Source organism: Mucilaginibacter sp. RCC_168 (assembly GCF_041355315.1).
Taxonomy (GTDB): Bacteria; Bacteroidota; Bacteroidia; order Sphingobacteriales; family Sphingobacteriaceae; genus Mucilaginibacter.
The window spans coordinates 294426-312017 of sequence record NZ_JBFUPN010000002.1 but is presented as its reverse complement, the minus strand read 5'-3'; the positions used below and the strand labels follow the sequence as shown (position 1 = coordinate 312017).

Here is a 17592-nt window from a genome sequence, read left to right as displayed (position 1 = left end):
GTAGACAGTGAATCACCCCAAAAGGGTGATTTTTTTTGTTTTATTTAGCTTTATTTTGAGTTTAATTACAGTAATACTGTAAACTATTAATTTGCGTGTAAGTGAACAAGTATTTTTTATATGCGGTGCGGGTGTTTTTGTGTGTTGTATTTATTTGTTTAATGCAGATATTTCCGGCTTTGGGGCAAAAATATACGTTCGCGCATTATGATATTGATGATGGGCTAATCCAATCGCAGGTAAACAAGTTTACTATGGATAACGATCACCGTTTGTGGGTAGCCACGTTTGGCGGAGCATGCCGTTTTGATGGAAAGGAATTTTTAGGATACTCCAGGCAAAACGGATTACCCAACAACTATGTAAGCACCATTTTTTCTGACCGTGCCGGCCATGTATGGTTTGGAACCCTCGACGGACTGGCTATGCTTTCTAACGGTAAGATCAGGAATTACAAACCCGCGACCTCTCAAAAACACAATATTGTAACTGATATAATTCAGGATGGAAATGGCACCATTTGGGCCGTAATGAGCTATGGTTTATTTAAAATTGCCGGTAATAAGATGGAGCCGGTATCATTTGATGATAGCAGTAAGGTAACAACTATAACCGTTGATAAAAACGGCAAACTTTATGCCGCCGTTTACGGAAAAGGTATATATGCCTTAACCCGTAACGGATGGGAGTATTCCACCCGCTTTAACGGTAAATATGAACAACTGGCCGTAAGAAAAATACTGTTCGACAAATTTGATACGCAAAAGGCTTACCTGCTAACCTGGAAAGGCTTATTTTATATCAATGATAATCAGGTAATGCCCTATGCCCCGGCCCAAATGGCAAACGTAAAAGGCCAACTGTTATGTATTGAACAGGATGAGTATAAGAATATTTGGTTAGGTACCGATAATGGAGCCTATTGTTTAATAGATGGCGAGGTTATTCATTACGATTCATCAAACGGGCTTACTGATATTTCCATAGCAGACATATATGTAGATAAGGATAATAATTTATGGCTTGGATGCCTGGGCAATGGTTTATATCGTTGCGAAGGCAGCAAGTATGTAACTTTTGATGGCACACAAGGCTTGCCTGAGTCGAAAATAATTATGGCTATCACTAAAGATTGGAATGATCATATTGTGTTAGGCGCTGATGGGGGGGGATTAATAAGATATAATGGTAAAAAGCTTAGTAACATAGCAACACCGCCTAATTCTAAATATTTAGTCGGTATACAATGCCTGTATACCGATAAAAATAAAGCTATTTGGATAGGTACAAGCCAGGCAGGATTGTGGCAATATGATCAAAAAGGTTTCAGACAGATAAAAGGAAGTGACGAAATAGCCTACCATGCCATCACGGCCGATGGCAGCGGGGTTATCTGGCTGGCAACATCACTGGGATGCTATTATTACGAAAAGGGTTTGCTTAAGCAATTGGATGGTGTGCCTGAATACTCATCATCATTAGTCGCGGCCGGCCGCGATTCTGTGTTTATAGGTACACAAAATGGTATCGTTTTACTGGTTAATAAAAAAGTAGTTCAAACCTATAATCAAGGCCGTCTTAAAAACTCCGCTATCCTTACCATGATCAAGTATCATAACCTGATTTTAATAGGTACAGACGACCGGGGTTTATTTGTTTGGAACCTGGAAAATGATCGTTTCCAAAGTTACACTGTAAATGATGGTCTTAAAGCAAATACCATATATAGTCTGATAACCGATGATGCAGATAATGTTTGGATAGGTACAGGTAAAGGAGTTAACCAAATGAAGTTTGACCGCACTGCCGGCAGGTTTGTGGTTATTGACAATTCCGGTTCAAAAGAGCCCGTTTTTGAAACTAATCAAAACGCCATACTGTATAAAGATCATCAGATTTGGGTAGGAACCACAAAGTCTGTAATGGTGTATAACACCCGTGCGCAAGTACGATCTTCGCCGCCACCACATATCATTATAGAAAATGTAAAGTTAATGCCGCAGATAAGCAGGAGTAAGGATACCGCTTTTTCTTATTTAACAGACGGGGCCACTTTAACTTATGATCAAAATCATCTTGCTATTTCTTTTTTAGGCATTTATTTAAAAAACCCTTCCGGTGTATCATATCGGTATAAATTAGTTGGTTTAGACAGCACCTTCTGTTCACCAGTAAAAAACAATGTTGTAGAATACCCTATGTTGCCCCCTGGTAAATACACTTTCAGGGTAAAAGCGATTAGTCCGGATGGTAAAGTTTCGCCAGATACGGCTAACTTTAGTTTTGAAATTGTACCACCTTTTTATAAAACACTTACTTTTCAGATATCGGCGGTACTGTTTTTTGTATTAATAGGTTTTGGTTTGCAAAATATCTGGCATCATAGTAAAATACAGCGGCAGCAGGCCATTGAGGCTATTAAGCAGGAAGAAAAAATAAAGATCAGGCAACAAACGGCTGAAGATTTTCATGATGACCTGGGTAATAAACTTACCCGTATTTCCATACTGTCAGAAATTTTAAATGCCAAAATTGATCAAACCAAGACCGATCAACATGGGCTCGTTGATCAGATCAAACAAAACGCGGCAGCTCTTTATAATGGCACCAAAGATATTTTATGGGCCCTTGATCCTAAAAGTGATAATTTATATGAAACTTTGGTGCACATTAAAGAAATCGGCATAGAGCTTTTTCAGGATGTACCTGTTGATTTTGAGTTTAATAAAATTGATGACTACCTGAAACAGATTAAGCTGCCCATGGAGTATAGCCGCAATATTACCATGATATACAAAGAATTGCTTAATAACGCGCTTAAACACGCCGAAGCCGAAAAGGTTATAATGCACTGGACCTATGCCGATAAAGATGAGATCAGTTTGCGGCTTACCGACAATGGCAAAGGCTTTAGCAATACCACCATATCAAAGGGGCATGGCATGCATAACATAAAGGCACGGGCCAAACGTATTAATGCTGAACTGATTATTGTTTCGGAAGAAGGCAAAGGAACTTCGGTGGAATTAAAGTTCAGGAAAAATGTTGTCGCTTAATTTTTAAAAGAGATGAACCGTACTATAAAAATAACCATTATTGAAGATGATGAGACCATTAGAAATGGTTATGCTTACTTAATTGGCGCTACCGAAGGATATGAAGTAGTGAGCTCTTATAGTTCCTATGACGAGGCAGCCAAGAAAATAATCACCGATCGCCCTGATGTTGTACTATTGGATATTGAATTGCCCGGCACCAATGGGGTAGACGCTATCCCTAAGTTAAAAAAGCTGTTACCCCAATGTTATGTTTTGATATTAACGGTTTACGAATCAGAAAAATTAATATTCAACGCGCTGGCCAATGGAGCATCAGGATATCTTACTAAAAACACGCCGTCAGCTAAAATAATTGAATCCATTAAGGAGGTTAAGGATGGTGGCGGCCCAATGAGTATTAATATTGCCAAGCTGGTTATACGCTCATTTCAAAAAAATCAGGAGTCACCGCTCTCCAGGCGCGAAACTCAAATCCTGGAATTGATAGGCGATGGAAAAAGCCGTAGTCAAATTGCCAAAGAACTTTTTATTGACCTTGAAACCGTGCGCAGCCACATCAAAAACATATACGTGAAATTGGATGTCAACTCCCGTGCCGACGCTATAAAAATGGCTAAACAAAACAAGCTTATCTGATCTGGATGATGCTTTTTCCCATAACAGGGTAATCTTCAATACATTATTTATTGTATTTATTATTATTTGATAATAGATAAATCCCCCTATTTGGGGGATACGCTGCCTCCGCTACCGGCTTATCTTTGGTATGTGCAGTAGTTTTAACTGATCGGCTATTGTAACCCACACCAAAATCATCACCCTTAACTACTTGTTATTGATATTGGGTTGATTTCCATTGAAGTCTTTTATAAGAGTTATTGCAACATGAAATTGAAATATATCCCGGTTTTTGCAGAGGATGCCGACGTGCAGATAGATTTTTATACGCAAAAGTTAGGCTTTAACCCGATCAGTAATATGTCATTTGCCGAAGGCGAAGAATATACCGTATTGCAGGCCGACAACCTGGATGTGGCACTTGTTGTTGGCGGCAGCGCCTTCAAAAGCTGTGTTATTTTAAATACGGATGACTGCCTAAAAGATTATCATTTATACAAAACCGCGGGTGTGTTTTTTTCTGCAGTTCCGCGTTACCTGCCCACCGGCCTTGCGGCCGAATTCCTGGACCCTTCAGGTAACCGGTTTATTTTATTGGAAGAAAGAAATTATACAGAAATATAAATTTTTATATGATGGATTACTCAAAAACCTTACGTAACAATAATAAAATATATAGCCGTACCAATGGTCAGAAGCAAAATCAGCAATACAGCTCAGATTTTAGCCTGCGGTTTGTTTTTGCAGGCAACGAACGCTATGACATAGGTAATCGGCATTTATCCATTTATCCCGACTCTTTTTTAATATTGAACAGGGGTACACAATATTCTACCGATACCGATTCGGATATCCCGGTACAATCCTTCAGCATAACCTTTGATCAGCAATTTTTACAGGATTTTAAAGAATGCTGGGTATTAGGTGATAACCGTTTGTTAGGAAAAAATGGGTATAAAGGAAAACAATTTCTGGAGTTTGATGAAACCATTTATCCGTTTGCAGGTGATATTATGCACAATGTGTATCACCTTAAACAATACCTGGATAATGGCCTGCATGATGAATTACTGATCAATGAATATCTGCACCATTGCCTTATCAATTATTTTAGCATTTATAATGAAGAGATATTTAAAAAAGCAGATAAACTTCATTTTTTAAACGCCAGTACCAAAATAGAGATCTTACGCAGGCTTAACCGCGCTAAAGAATATTTATATAGTAACTATAATCAAAATATAAGCCTGGAAGACCTGGCCGAACATTCATGCCTTTCAGTAAATCATTTATTACGAACTTTTAAACAGGCATTTAATTTAACCCCACATCAGTTTTTAATACAGCTGCGGTTAAAAAGAGCGCAATTGCTGTTAAAAAGTACTGCTTACCCGATCAACGAGGTGGTAAACCTTATTGGCTTTGAATGCCCCAGCTCGTTTATCAGGTTATTTAAAACGCATTATAAAATTACACCGTTAAAATACCGGCAAACCGCCTGATAGTTTTGCGTTTGGATTAAATAATAATATAATAATAAGTTTATGCTTAGATGATAAACTTATATGCGGAAATGATCAAAATGGTGATTATCGCATATCCTATAATATTTTCATATGGTATTATTGTGTTTGTATTAGCTGTATAAGCTTTAATTAGCTTATATATAATTAACTATTAAACACGAATCTTATGATAATAGCACCCACTTAAATTTCTGTTTTAATTACTGTTATACCGGAGTATCACCAAAATACTCATAAACCAGTCACAAGTTTCAATTGACAGCGTCAGTTGAGGCATTCATAAATCAAAAGGTTCTCTTTAATTTTTTAATACGCAGATCCGGTTCGCCGAAAATTAATTCGTTTTAAGATTAGATTAAATCACCTGTTTGTTCTTTATAATCAAGTTGGTATTTCTTTCGGAAGCCTCAATCGGCTGCTTATTTAGAAATTGAAGGTCATTCAAATTTTTTAAATCAAATCTGTAAATATGAAAATAAAATAACATAACCGTATACGTAGTCTACTTCGGTTGTTAAACTTTAATTAAAGTTAAAACCTCGAAAAGTTAAACAGTACATTCTAATAATTAATAAAAAAAAGCATGAAGCACAAATTACTTAAAATTTTCATGGTTTGTTTTTTTTGCACAGCGTCAATGGCCTATGCACAGAACAGAATCATTACCGGTGTTGTCACCTCGAAGGACGAAGGTTTTGCAATTCCGGGAGCAACAGTTAAAATCAAAGGGACCAGCAAAGGCACACAAACCAGCAACGATGGTAAGTATTCAATAAGCGCCGCTGACGGTTCAACATTGATTTTTTCATTTCTCGGATACGAAACAAAAGAAGTTGTTATTACCAATAACGTCATGAATGTTGCATTAGTATTAAGCAGCAAGCAATTAGGAGAAGTGGTAGTAACCAGTTTGGGTATAAACAAAGCAAAAAAGACTTTGGGTTATACGCAAAGTACAGTTAAGAGCGATGTAATTAATCAATCAGCGCCTAATAACCCATTTGGGGCTTTACAAGGTAAGGTAGCAGGCGTAAATATTTCAAATGTAGGGGGCAGCGCAGGAAGCTCAACCAAAATCATTTTGCGTGGTTACACTTCATTAACCGGTACCAACCAACCTTTATTTATTATTGATGGCGTACCGTTGAATAACTCCACCAGTGGGTCTGATGCCAATTTTGACTTTGGTAACAATGCCAATGATATTGACCCTAACCAGATCGATAATATATCCATTCTTAAAGGATCAGCTGCAACAGCCATTTATGGTTCGCGTGGATCAAATGGTGTAATTGTGATTACCACCAAAAAAGGAAAATCAGGCAAGCCTGTTGTTGATGTCTCAACTGCTGCAACGATGACCGATCTTGCTTTTGTTTATAAGCCTCAGGATGTATTTGGCCAGGGATGGGACGGACACTTTGTACCAGGTGAAAACGGAAATTGGGGTCCCAAATACACAGGTAAAGTACAACCATGGGGTGGTATAGTTGATAATTCACAACTATTAAGACCTTTTTCATTCATAAAAAATAATGTTAGGGATGCCTATGACCGTGGTATTGATATAAACACGAATGTTTCGGTAAGTGGTGGTACTGAGGCTTCTACATATTTATTTTCTTACAATAATATTTATTCAAATGGTATTTTACCTGGCCCTGCGGATAAGTTTAAACGAAATAACTTTAGTTTGAAAGGATCAACTGTTTATAAAAACTTTTCGGCTGATGCCTCTTTGAATTATGTGGCCAAAAATGGAAATTTCGTGGCAACTGGCCAGGGACCAACTGGTATTGCCAGCACATTTTATGAAAATATTCTGCAGATACCAGGCTCAATACCGATCAAAGATCTGAGAGATTATAAAAATAAATTTTTTGATGTAGATACCTACTACACGCCATTTGCCGAAAATCCATTTTACAGTTTAAATGAAAATGGAAGCCACAGTAAAAGTGATCGCTTTTATGGCAACATTAACCTGAACTATAAGTTTACCGATTGGCTTACGCTTAATTTTCAACAAGGTGCTGATATATCGAATATGGGTAATAAAATCTGGTTTAACTCTAATTATCCAACTCCGGGAAGTTGGGTAGGTGGGGCTAATACAGAAGGTGCTGTAAGAAAACCAGATGTTGGTAGTGTTCAGGAAGATAACTTTCAAAATTTTGAATACGATAGTAAATTACAACTACTTTTCAATAAAAAGGTTGGCTCAGATTTTGACATTAACGGTCTTGTTGGTATAAACTATAACGACCGTGGTTCACGTGCGCACAGTAGCAGAATTGAAGGTTTAGCCATACCAGGTTTTTTCAATTTATCTAACAGCTCAAATCAACCGGTAGCAACTGAAGCTGAATTGCATCAGCGCCTGGTTGCTTTTTACGGACAAGCCACAATAGGCTACAAAGATTACCTGTATTTAACCGTAACCGGACGTAATGATATTACATCGACATTGGCAACTGGCAATAATAGCTATTTTTATCCTGCAGCCAACTTGTCATACGTGTTATCAGAGGCTTTGGGGCTTAAAAGCTCAACTGTAAGCTATCTTAAATTACGGGCAAGTTATGGTGAAACAGGTAGTGATACCGGCCCTTATAACTTACACAATGTGCTCAACTCTACTAATGTACCGTTGGGTTTTGGTAATCTGGCATTTCCTTTTCAGGGTGTCCCGGGTTTTTCCATTAGTAATACCTTACTTACTTCAGGTTTAAAGCCAGAGCGGGTTAAGGAATACGAAGTTGGTGGTGAGTTCAGATTTTTAGATGATCGTGTAGGCTTAGATCTTACTTATTATCATAAGATCCGTAAAGATCAGATTCTGAATGTACCAATAGCGCCGTCAACAGGTTATGCAAGCCAATTGGTCAACTTTGGGGAAGTTAAAGAAAAAGGGATTGAGATCGCGTTTAATGCCACACCTGTAAAAACTTCTGTGGTTAAATGGGACTTTACCTATACCTTTTCAAAAAACAAAAGTACTGTGGTATCATTGCCTCCCGGGCTAAACAAAGTTATCCTGAATGCTGATGGGTATGGAGGGCAGTTTGTTGCCGTTGCCGGGCAACCTCTGGGTTTGTTGCAGGCTCCGGTTCCTTCATATGATCCTCAGGGCCGTATCATAGTTGACAGCCAGGGATACCCTGTTACCGCCCCTGAAAATGGTACTTATGGTAATTTTCAGCATGATTTTGTTATGGGCTTTACCAACAGTGTAAAAGTACAGAACTTTACTTTAGGCTTTACATTTGAATGGGATAAAGGTGGTAAGTTCTATTCCGGAACTGCCGATCTGTTTAACTTTGTGGGTGCCGATCCAAAAACGTTATACAATGATCGTAATCCTTTTGTTGTGCCAAATTCTGTTCAGCGGGTTATTGATGTAAGCGGGAAGGTAATTGGCTATAAAGAAAATACTACGCCAATAACTGAATCTACTAATGATGATTATTATTATACAACCTCCAACAAAGCATTAGCCTGGTCAAGAGATATATTAGACAGAAGCTTCCTGAAATTAAGAGAAGTTACTTTAAACTACAATCTACCAAAAACATTTATTAGTAAAATAGGCGCTTCAAAAGCGTCGGTTGGTATTTTCGGCAGAAACCTGATTACATGGCTTCCGGCAGGTAACCGTGTTGTTGACCCTGAGGTTTCAAACTATGGAACCGACTTGGGAAGTGAATACGGAGAGTTTAGAACTGCCCCACCATTAAGATTCTATGGTGCTTCACTAAAAGTTACATTTTAATTATTCGCATCATGAAAAATAGAAATATAAAAATTAAAACAATATTCATGCTTGCAGCAGTATGTACATTAGGCTGCAAGAAAATTACAGACATAAACAATAGTCCCAATAATCCGCCTATTGAAAGTGCAACTCCGCAGGTTTTATTCCCTTCCGGGGTTGTATCAACAGCAGGCAGACTTGGTGGCGAGTTGGATATCATAGGTGGTATATGGTCACAATATTGGACTCAATCGCCAATTGCTAACCAGTTTAAAACCATTGATGCCTATAACCTGCAAAGGCAAGATTTTAATGGTAGTTATAATGAATTGTTTTCAGGCGCTTTAGCTGATTATCAATTAGCTATTACCAAGGCAAAAGCTGCTAAACAGAATCACTTTTATTTAATGAGTACGGTAATGAAGGCTTTTACCTACGAAATATTGGTTGATTTGTATGATAAAGTACCTTATACAGAAGCATTTCAGGGAGCAACAAAGTTAAACCCCAAATTTGATGATGGATTTACCATTTACAAGGGTTTAATCGCCGAAATAGATGCCGCTTTGGCAACTGATTACTTAACCAATGCTTTTATTGGAGATGATAGCAAAACCGACTTATTGTTTGGTGGTAATATGGTTAGATGGCGCCAGTTTGCCAATACATTAAAGTTAAAAATGTATTTACGCATGGTTAATACTCATGCTGCTGATGCGGAAGCTGGGGTAAAAGCATTATATGCGGCCCATGCCGATTTTCTTGATAATGACGCTGTATTAGCAATTTTTAAAGATGCAACTGATCAAAGAAATCCAATATTCTCTTATACAGTATTTAACTTAGGTGGAAATGACTTGCGTGCCAGCGCAACATTTGTAAGCTGGCTTACTGTAAACGGTGACCCCCGTACGGTTAAATACTTTGGTACAGCGGCACCGGTAGCAATGGATCAGGGTTATAATACTGCTACACAAGCAGAACACCCTGCTTACTATGCGGCTACTGCTCCCGCTTTTGCAGCAACAGATCCGGTTTATTTTATAAGCAAGGCTGAGTCACACTTTTTACAGGCCGAGGCTGGTTTGCGCTACGGAGTAACAGATGCCGAATCGGAATTTAATAAAGGCGTTACAGCTGCTTTTGCTCAATATGATTTAACTGCTCCAACTACAGGCGTATATGTTTACCCTAAAAGCGCCGATCTGCAAACTAATTTAAGAGCTATTATTTATCAGAAATGGGCCTCGTATCCTAACTCTCATACTTTGGAAGGCTTTTTTGACCAGGAACGTACCGGTTATCCGGAAAACTCTCCTGTTTATTCACTTGATGATGATTACATCCCAGGTCAATGGGTATATTCAAAAAGTGGTGTAACGGCCGGCAGATTTCCAAAACGCCTGGTTTATCCGGATTCTGAACGCAGCAGAAACTCTAATACGCCACCAGAAGTACCAATTACTCAACCTGTATGGTGGGGCTTACCTAATAAATAAACTTTAAATCAGACAAGAAAATGAAAAGATATATAAATTATTTGGTCATGGTAACGATATCAAGCATATTGTTAACAGCCTGCAGTAAGGATAATTTTAAGTACGAGCCGGGGCATGTGGGCAGTTCAAAAATCACAAATTATGCTGTTTTTACGCTAAAGAACATCGTAGTAGCCAATGGCTTGAGTTACACCGCGATAGCTAAGGGAAGTGCATATACTGAACCAGGCGTAGAGGCAAAGGCTGGATCTGAAACTTTAAAAGTTACAACTTCAGGAACGGTAGATACCAGCACGCCCGGCGTGTATGTAATAACTTACGGGGCAACAAACAGTGATGGTTTTGATGCAACTGCTAACAGGTATGTAGTAGTTTATTCAACAGATGCAAGCGCTGCCAGTCACGATTTTTCTGGTAGTTATATACGAACCTCAAATCAGTTGATAGCCAAATGGGCAAAAATTGGACCCGGAGTATATTCTGTCCTTAACCCGGGCGGTGCTGCCAATACCAATTTAACTGTAGTGGCGTTCAATGATACCGCAAACCATATATTTATACCTCAGCAAGATGCCAGCGATGGAAGCTCAACAAAGTCTAAGTCTGAATCTACTACGGTTTCACCAGATGGTATACTGACTCGGTACTCCATGATTATCGTAAACCCTGGATATGGAGCTGGTTTAAGAACATTTAATATTTCACAATAAACTGACCAGAAATGAAAAAAATAAATATAATAGTATGTACGCTACTTGCATTTTTGGTAGCAGTATCATTTACGTCCTGCCAAAAGGATGAAAAAATAGGTGGAACGGCGGTGCAAAACCTTGCGGGAGAATACTGGGTTAAGGTTACCGCTGATGATGGCTCAGGTACAACAGCAACCTATTCCAAAATATCCATTTATAATACTTCGTCAAACAGGCCGGATAGTGCCTGGATAGATGATAGCCAAACCTTTTACAGTCTTAAGGCTAAAATCCACACGGATGTGCCTTCCCTGAGTTTTTCAATAACTAATGGGGATGAAACCTATAATGGGGTAAAAGTTACCATTACTGGCGGAAAAATAATTAAAAATGCAGCAACCGCTCCGGGAACTAAGTTAAAAACCGATTCGATATACTTTAAAGCGCAGTATAGCGACACTCCCGGTGTAACATTTACATATGGTGGATACGCCAGAACACGTTTTGACGCTGATGATCACTAAGGATTATTAGCTCTTTGTATGATCAACCCGGAACGCCATTAAAGCGTTCCGGGTTCTTTTTATGATGAATGGCATATTATTATACCGGATATATAAGAAGAATTACACTTATAAATGCCCATTTTTAACTATTATTAGGGCTTTAACAATCTGCAATTTATGCACATACCCTATTATGGGTGATTTTCACATATCCTATTTTTAATTTACGTACTATGTTTGTAACAGCCAAGTAGTTTTCGTTAAGATATTTGGTCAGTTAATAGTTAATTAAAAAAGTCAGTAACGCGAGGTCACTGACTTTTTTTTGTATATAGCTTTCAGGAGGTAAACAACTATTATATAATATATTAATTGTTTATGGGTGCGCTAAAATCACTTTTTTTTAATTTATTGTAACGTTTTGCTATTTACTGTCGTCATATAGGTATCCAAACTCCTAAACATGAAAACTTTAATCTTATTAGCAATAACCGGCGGCTTGTTTTTTACTTCCCCTGGTTTAGATTCCAGGCATACAAAAAGCAACAAAACGTGCGCAAAAAACTATGTAAAGCACTGTGTGAAAAAAAACTGCACTCATGCAAAAAAAACTAAGCTGTCCAGTTAACCACACAAATCATTAAGAAGCATCTTTAACTTCATTTTACTGTAGGATACTGTCGGTTATTTTGGCAATATCATAACTGATCTTGTTGATAAAACCCAACTGTTCTTTCAGCAAAGTATCTTCTGCCGATAGCTCAGCCTTTTCGGCTTCATTAGCGGTTATTGTTTTTCCGATGTTAAATTCAATAGGCTCCCCCTGAAGCTTTTTATTGCTTTCGTTTAGCACCGATATACTTTTCTTAACCAGTTTAAGCGCTTCGGCATGTGGTAGCTGTGATTCCTTTTTTACTAACCCGGAGGCTATATTGGCAATGTACGATGACAGGATGTGGTTTAAAACCACAAACTTATGCACATCTTTTACTTTACGTTGTTTGCTTTTGGGTTCCGAAGTCATGCGCTCAAAGGCTGCCGATAAGTTGGCCGATTTTACGTACACATCCTTACGGGCCAGTTTGTACATGGTAGTACCGGTTACTTTACCCGATAAACTTTCGGCAATGGTTATCAGGTAGTTAATATTGGCTACCACCACATCGCGCAGGGTTTCCTGTATCTGGTCAAACTCCCAGGTGGGGAATATGAGGTAACTGGCTATAAATGCTATAGACGAGCCTATCAGGGTGTCTAATATACGTTCCTGAGCCACGTTCAATAAGCCTACGCCCAAAAACTTGAACAGGATAAGTACAAAGGGCGTCATAAAAATCACTGATACTACATAATTTAATCTTGAAAAACTATAGGTGCCGATCATAAACACTATTAAAAAAATAAATTGTACAGTGTTATCAGGTATAAAGCTTAATATGAGTATGCCAATAGCTCCACCGCAGATAGTGCCGATGAGCCGCTGATAATTACGCTGTTTGGATAGGCTAAAACCTGGTTTCAGGATCACGATGATAGTAAGCAGTACCCAATAGCTATGATGCCCCTGGGCCACTGTTTTGGCCGTAATAAAGCCCGCCAGGCAAACCAGCGACACCCGCAGCGCATGTTTAAAAGCACCCGAATCAAGCGTGAAGTTGTCAAAGAAAATATGTGGGGCATAGTCCTGGTGCGTAACAAACTGGGAGTACTCCACATCGCCGCGCACCTCGGTTGATTTGGGGGCGGCTTTAGAATTGTAATAATTATATACATTATTAATGCTTTCGCCCAGATCGCGCAGGTTGATGAGGATCTTTTTAAGCACCAGGTTACTGGTTTCCTGGTTGTTTTTACCGATGTTGTCTATCTTTAATTTTAGTTTTTCCAGCTCGATGTTAAAATCAGTAACATGGCGATTCCTGGCGTTGGATAGCACCATATAGGCTATTTCATCCAATTCATCGGCCATGTGCTGCAGTATACGAGAAATTTCATTCAGGATGCCGGTATCTTTAAAGCGTTCGCGTATCTCGCTGTAATCATAATGGGTAGCCATGATCTGCTCAAACATATCCACCAGATCAACAAAGGTCAGTACCAATACTCTGCTGGCCCCGGTTGATTCTTTAACCAATACTCTGCTTTTAAACAGCAATTCGCGCACGGCGTCCTGGTGTTGGCTAACCTGTATCTGCTGCGATACCAGTTTGCGGTAATTATCGTCAATATCTTTTTCGGGTAAGTAAAAGTCGGCTTTGATCCTTAAAAATTTAGCGATATCGGCTACATTTTCGCCCAAAGCCTGCTGTGCCGCGCGGTAGGGCCTGATACCAAAGAATATCAAACTGAAAGCCATATACCATAACCCACCCACCAGGATAGTGGCGCTGTACCACAATACACTACCTGGCGGTTGTGCCTTATCCATCATAAATATCATGATGAGCAGCGAACAGGTGCCCACAGATGCCGCCCGGTTACCATAAACCGTAAACATGGAGAACAGGAACGAGAATAAAGTGATCTCTAACCCCAGCGTATATAAATTCAACCGGGCAAAACCAGTAATGGCTGCTACCAGAAAAAGACATAAATTGCCAATAGCCATGGAGTTGCGTTTGTGAGTAACCGGGCCGGGATTATCAATAACACAAATACAAAGCGCGCCCAGACTAAGGGTGAGTCCCAAATCAAACTGGTTAAACTCCAGCAATACCAGTGAGGGCAGCAGTATGCCTGCTGTTATACGTAAACCATCAGAAAAATACTGGCTGTAAAAAAAGCTTTTTATTTCCCTGGTATTAATATTCATCAAAGTAGTGTTTATTTTTGGCGGTGGCCGGGCTATACACAGGCAAGTTATAAAAATCTTTGTTTACAGCTAAACGGCATAATTTCTTTAATATCATTTTAATTTAAAATCTGGTTGTAAATTTACAATAATTAAATTTTTTTACCTTGTTTTAGTAAATTTGATATCAAATTCATAATAATATTATTAAATTTATTACTTTTAGCTGAAATTTAATTTTAGATAATTAAATTCACCCCCGGTTTTGCCTTATAGCCTGTACCAATCAATTTTTACCAATTATATTTTGAGCTATGTCATTAACTTTAAAACTCAGTCAACGGGAAGCAGCTTTTAACAACGAGGTGGTTACCAGGTTTGAGTTGTATAACAGCTTATTTCAAACATTACCGTTTTACCAGGTAAAGGATACCGGTATTTTACTGCCGTTTTTTAGTTCACATTGCGAAAAAGGCGCTGGTAAGCAAGCGTCACCAACAGATATTATTGAGTCGTTCTTTAAAAAATATGTGCCGGATATCGATCATCGCGAGCAGATCAACCGCATGTTCCGCTTTATTCAGTACATTGAGCGCCAGGTGGTTTTGTTTGATGCCATTGAAGATTCGTCCTTTAATAAGCTGGGTAAGTTTGATGATTCGGGTAACCTGCAAAGCTTGCTTGCACAAGCCACCAACAGCGAGGAAACACGCGCTAAGATTAGCGAGAAACTAAAAGATTTTTCATTACGCCTGGTATTAACCGCGCATCCGACGCAGTTTTACCCGGGTACGGTACTGGGTATCATGACCGACCTGATCGAGGCCGTAAAAAACAACGATATCAACAATATCGATGTGCTGCTGCAGCAATTGGGCAAAACGCCTTTCTTTAATAAAACATCCCCCACACCTGTTGACGAGGCCATCAGCCTGTCATGGTTTTTGGAGAATATATTTTATCATGCCGTATCGGGCATACAATCTAAGCTCGAAGAGGAGTTTGATATTGACGCGGCCAGCAGCCGTGTACTGGAACTGGGCTTTTGGCCTGGCGGCGACAGGGACGGCAATCCCAACGTAACCACGCAAACCACTAAAGAGGTAGCCAGCTTTTTAAGGCAGCGCCTGTTCCGTTGTTACTACCGCGATTTCAGGGTGCTTAAACGCCGCATTACTTTCCGCGGGGTTGAAAAGGCTATGGCCAAGTTGGAAAAACTGTTGTATAAAAACGCCAATGAACACCCCGATTCCAAAAATCTGCAGGGCGAATTGCTGAGCTTGCTGCAATCTATTAAACAAACTATTATTACCGATCACGACAGTTTGTTTGTGGATATTGTAGAGAACATGATCCAGAAGGTACGTCTGTTTGGCTGTTACTTTGCTACACTGGATATCCGCCAGGATAGCCGCGTTTTACGCAGTGTGTTTGATTATGGCGTAAAAAATATCAAAACAGGTATTGTTAAAGGCTACGCCGACCTGGATGAGGAAGAAAAATTAAAACAGATCAGCTTTAACGAGGCCGATTTTCATTGCCCTTCTGATGCTGATGCCATGACGCAGGATACGCTGAACACTATTCGCCTGATGCAGGAGATCCAGCAAACCAACGGAGAAAAAGCCTGTCAGCGTTTTATCATCAGCAACTGCCAGCAGGCATCTGATATTTTACAGCTCATCGACCTGTTTTTATGGAGCGGTTGGGAGAAGGACAGCCTGAGTGTCGATTTTATGCCGCTGTTCGAAACCGTGAACGATCTTTCCCGTGCAGGCGAGATCATGGAACAACTCTACACGCATCCGTATTATGCCGAGCATCTGAAAAAGCGCGGTAACAGGCAAACCATTATGCTTGGTTTTTCTGACAGTACCAAGGATGGCGGCTACCTGATGGCTAACTGGTCCATATATAAAGCTAAGGTGGAACTGACCGCTATGGCCCGCAAATATGATATCAGCCTCGCATTTTTTGATGGCAGGGGAGGCCCACCGGCTCGTGGTGGCGGTAAAACACATCGTTTTTACGCGTCAATGGGTAACGAGATCGCTAACGATCATATCCAACTGACTATTCAAGGACAAACTGTGAGCTCGCAATATGGTTCGGTGGAGACTGCCCGGTTCAATATGGAGCAGTTGATCAACGCGGGTATTATTTCTGCCCTGCACCCTAATCATAATGATCTGCTGGATGAAAGACACAAAGCCCTGATATCGGATATGGCCGGCGAAAGCTATGAGTTGTTCATGGCCCTGCGCGCGCATCCTTTATTTGTGGAGTACCTGGAGAAATTCAGTCCGCTTAAATTATTGTCGCGCATTAATATCAGCAGCCGTCCAACCAAACGTAATGCCGGTGCGCCATTAAAACTGGAAGATCTGCGCGCCATCAGCTTTGTAACTTCCTGGAGTCAGCTTAAACAAAGTATCCCTGGTTTTTATGGTGTTGGTACCGCGTTGAAAAAAATGAAAGACGATGGTAACTGGCTCGAAATAAAAGAACTGTACCGGACCTCGGGTTTCTTTAAAACCATGCTGGATAACTGTGCCATGTCCATGTCGAAATCTGACTTCAGGGTGACCGCTTATCTGGAAAAAGACAAAAAATTCGGCGCTTTCTGGAAGATGCTGAAGAACGAGTTTGAACTGACCCGGGAAATGTTGCTGGATTTAACCGGCAGCACCGTGCTGATGGAAGAATACCCGGTGGAGCGCCGCTCTATCGCTATCCGCGAGAAGATTGTGTTGCCGCTCGTGATCATCCAACATTATGCCTTACAAAAGCTCAATAGCAGCGACGACAGTGAACTGATCGATATATATGATAAGCTCGTGATCCGTACCGTTTACGGCATTGTGAACGCCGGTAGGAATTTGGCGTAATCACCCCTCTAAATCTCTCCTGAAGGGGGGCTTTTGTTTACAAAGCTGTCATGCTCCGTCGAAGTATGGTGGATGGGGCCCCTACGCTCGATCCTTCGACGGGCTCAGGATGACAGGCCCTCTTTTAGAAGAGAAAAAGCCTTGACCCCTTCTTCCCCTTCTCTCGGGAAGGGGAAGAAGGGGTTTCTTCAACACTGGCTAAAACTTTATATAAACTACAAAAGTTTGTCATCCTGAGCGGAGCGAAGGATCTATCCGC

General features: G+C 39.9%; 10 protein-coding genes. 9 read left to right on the top strand and 1 reads right to left on the bottom strand.

Annotation, left to right across the window (positions count from 1 at the left end):
- Window positions 1-101 precede the first annotated feature (101 nt).
- From AB6735_RS02730 to AB6735_RS02695, 8 genes are all read left to right on the top strand, one after another.
- Window positions 102-3056, top strand: a complete 2955-nt coding sequence (locus AB6735_RS02730; RefSeq protein WP_370994290.1) for a two-component regulator propeller domain-containing protein — start codon at window positions 102-104, stop codon at window positions 3054-3056.
- A 12-nt stretch (window positions 3057-3068) separates the two neighbouring features.
- On the top strand, window positions 3069-3695 hold the full coding sequence (locus AB6735_RS02725; RefSeq protein WP_370994289.1) for a response regulator: 627 nt from the start codon (window positions 3069-3071) through the stop codon (window positions 3693-3695).
- 249 nt (window positions 3696-3944) lie between these two features.
- Window positions 3945-4301: a VOC family protein gene (locus AB6735_RS02720; RefSeq protein ID WP_370994288.1), complete on the top strand. Its 357-nt coding sequence runs from the start codon at window positions 3945-3947 to the stop codon at window positions 4299-4301.
- An 8-nt stretch (window positions 4302-4309) separates the two neighbouring features.
- A complete protein-coding gene (locus AB6735_RS02715; RefSeq protein WP_370994287.1) occupies window positions 4310-5179 on the top strand; it encodes a helix-turn-helix domain-containing protein in 870 nt (289 codons plus the stop codon).
- Between the two features lie 607 nt (window positions 5180-5786).
- Window positions 5787-8975 (top strand): SusC/RagA family TonB-linked outer membrane protein, encoded by a 3189-nt coding sequence (locus AB6735_RS02710; RefSeq protein ID WP_370994286.1) that lies wholly within the window; start codon window positions 5787-5789, stop codon window positions 8973-8975.
- Between the two features lie 47 nt (window positions 8976-9022).
- Complete coding sequence (locus AB6735_RS02705) at window positions 9023-10456, top strand: SusD/RagB family nutrient-binding outer membrane lipoprotein (protein WP_370994284.1); 1434 nt, start codon at window positions 9023-9025, stop codon at window positions 10454-10456.
- Window positions 10457-10476: 20 nt separating this feature from the next.
- Window positions 10477-11166: a DUF5011 domain-containing protein gene (locus AB6735_RS02700; RefSeq protein WP_370994283.1), complete on the top strand. Its 690-nt coding sequence runs from the start codon at window positions 10477-10479 to the stop codon at window positions 11164-11166.
- An 11-nt stretch (window positions 11167-11177) separates the two neighbouring features.
- Window positions 11178-11672, top strand: coding sequence for a lipid-binding protein (locus tag AB6735_RS02695; protein ID WP_370994282.1), 495 nt, complete (start codon window positions 11178-11180; stop codon window positions 11670-11672).
- 646 nt (window positions 11673-12318) lie between these two features.
- On the opposite strand, the gene AB6735_RS02690 is transcribed toward AB6735_RS02695, so the two are convergent.
- A complete protein-coding gene (locus tag AB6735_RS02690) occupies window positions 12319-14466 on the bottom strand; it encodes an FUSC family membrane protein (protein WP_370994281.1) in 2148 nt (715 codons plus the stop codon).
- A gap of 293 nt (window positions 14467-14759) precedes the next feature.
- On the opposite strand from AB6735_RS02690, the gene AB6735_RS02685 reads away from it, so the two are divergent.
- The gene (locus AB6735_RS02685; RefSeq protein ID WP_370994280.1) at window positions 14760-17333 is read left to right on the top strand and encodes a phosphoenolpyruvate carboxylase; all 2574 of its coding nucleotides are present in this window, start codon (window positions 14760-14762) and stop codon (window positions 17331-17333) included.
- The last annotated feature ends 259 nt before the right edge of the window (window positions 17334-17592 follow it).